Annotated in this window: 2 protein-coding genes; one reads left to right on the plus strand and one right to left on the minus strand. The window is 65.0% G+C overall.

Annotated elements, in window-relative coordinates; genetic code table 11:
- A partial coding sequence (gene purB, locus AC1D2K_RS34240; RefSeq protein WP_478094828.1) for an adenylosuccinate lyase occupies positions 1 to 1,250 on the minus strand: 1,250 nt, incomplete at its 3' end.
- Between the two features lie 134 nt (positions 1,251 to 1,384).
- Between purB and AC1D2K_RS34245 the strand changes: the two genes are divergently transcribed.
- The coding region (locus AC1D2K_RS34245) for a glutathione S-transferase N-terminal domain-containing protein (protein ID WP_478094829.1) at positions 1,385 to 1,725 on the plus strand (341 nt) is incomplete at its 3' end.

Raw genomic sequence — 1,725 nt, forward strand, 5'->3', positions numbered from 1 at the left:
GTCTTGCCGCGCGTGACTTCCTTGAGCTGCTCGTAGGCACCCTGCACGCCGAAGCGCCGCATCACGGTCTGGATCGGCTCGGCGAGCACTTCCCAGGAGCTGTCGAGGTCATCGGCCAGCGCTTCCTGGTTGAGTTCGAGCTTGCCCAGGCCGGTGGCGAGGCTGGCGTAGGCGAGCGTGGCATAGCCGAAGGCGACGCCGATGTTGCGCAGCACCGTGCTGTCGGTGAGGTCGCGCTGCCAGCGGCTGATCGGCAGCTTCTCGCTCAGATGGCGCAGCAGCGCATTGGCCAGGCCCAGGTTGCCCTCGGCATTCTCGAAGTCGATCGGGTTGACCTTGTGCGGCATCGTCGAGGAGCCGATCTCGCCGGGCTTCAGGCGCTGCTTGAAGTAGCCCAGGCTCACGTAGCCCCAGATGTCGCGCGAGAAGTCGACCAGGATAGTGTTGGCGCGCGCCACGGCGTCGAACAGCTCGGCCATGTAGTCGTGCGGCTCGATCTGGATGCTGTAGGGCTGGAAAGCCAGGCCCAGGCCGAGCGGCGCGGGCGTCTCGACCACCTTGCAGCTGAAGGCTTCCCAGTCGAAATCGGGCCAGGCGGCCATGTGGGCGTTGTAGTTGCCGACCGCGCCGTTCATCTTGCCCAGCAGTTGCACGGCCGCGATCTGCTCGCGCGCCTTGGCGAGCCGCACCGCGACGTTCGCGAGTTCCTTGCCGACGGTGGTCGGGCTGGCGGTCTGGCCGTGGGTGCGCGAGAGCATGGCCACATCGGCGAACTTGCCCGCCATGTCGCGCAGGGTCGCGATCAGGCCGTCGATCGCCGGCAGCATCACTTTTTCGCGCGCAGCCTGGATCTGCAGCGCATGGCTGGTGTTGTTGATGTCCTCGCTGGTGCAGGCGAAATGGACGAATTCGGACGCGGCCAGCAGTTCCGGGCGGGCCTCGAACTTCGACTTGATCCAGTATTCGACCGCCTTCACGTCGTGATTGGTGGTCTTCTCGATCTGCTTGATCGCGACCGCGTCGGCCTCGGAGAAGTTGGAAACCAGGCCGAGCAGGTATTTGCGGGCGCCGCCGGTGAGAGGCTTGAATTCGGCGAAGCCGCAGTCCGAGAGGGCGATGAACCACGCCACCTCGACCTGCACTCGCCGGTGCATGTAGCCCTGTTCGCTCATCAGCGGGCGCAGCGCCGAGAGCTTGGCCGCATAACGGCCGTCGAGGGGGGAAAGGGCGGAGACGGTGGAGAAACTCATGGGCCAATTTTAGGTTGCGGCCCGGCCGAAGCAATTTCGCTTCGGAACGCGGGGCCGGAACGGGATTTCGCGCTGCCCGCCTTCCCCTAGAATCAAAGCGCTACAACGAAGACCCTGATGGGGGGAATGCCCGCATGAAACTGATCGGATCCGCTGCCAGCCCTTACGTGCGCAAGGTGCGCGTGGTCATGGCCGAAAAGCGGCTCGACTACCAGTTCGTGATCGAAGACGTCTGGTCTGCCGACACCACGATTTCCAGTTCCAACCCGCTCGGCAAGGTGCCCTGCCTGATCATGGACGGCAGCGAGGCCATGTTCGACTCGCGCGTGATCGTCGAATACCTCGACACCCTGTCGCCGGTCGGCAAGCTGATCCCGCAGCAAAGCCGTGAGCGCGCCGAGGTCAAGACCTGGGAGGCGCTGGCCGACGGCGTGATGGACGCCGGCGTGCTGCTGCGCATGGAAGCCATCTGGAC

This window comes from Variovorax sp. P1_H12_2, from assembly GCF_056405335.1.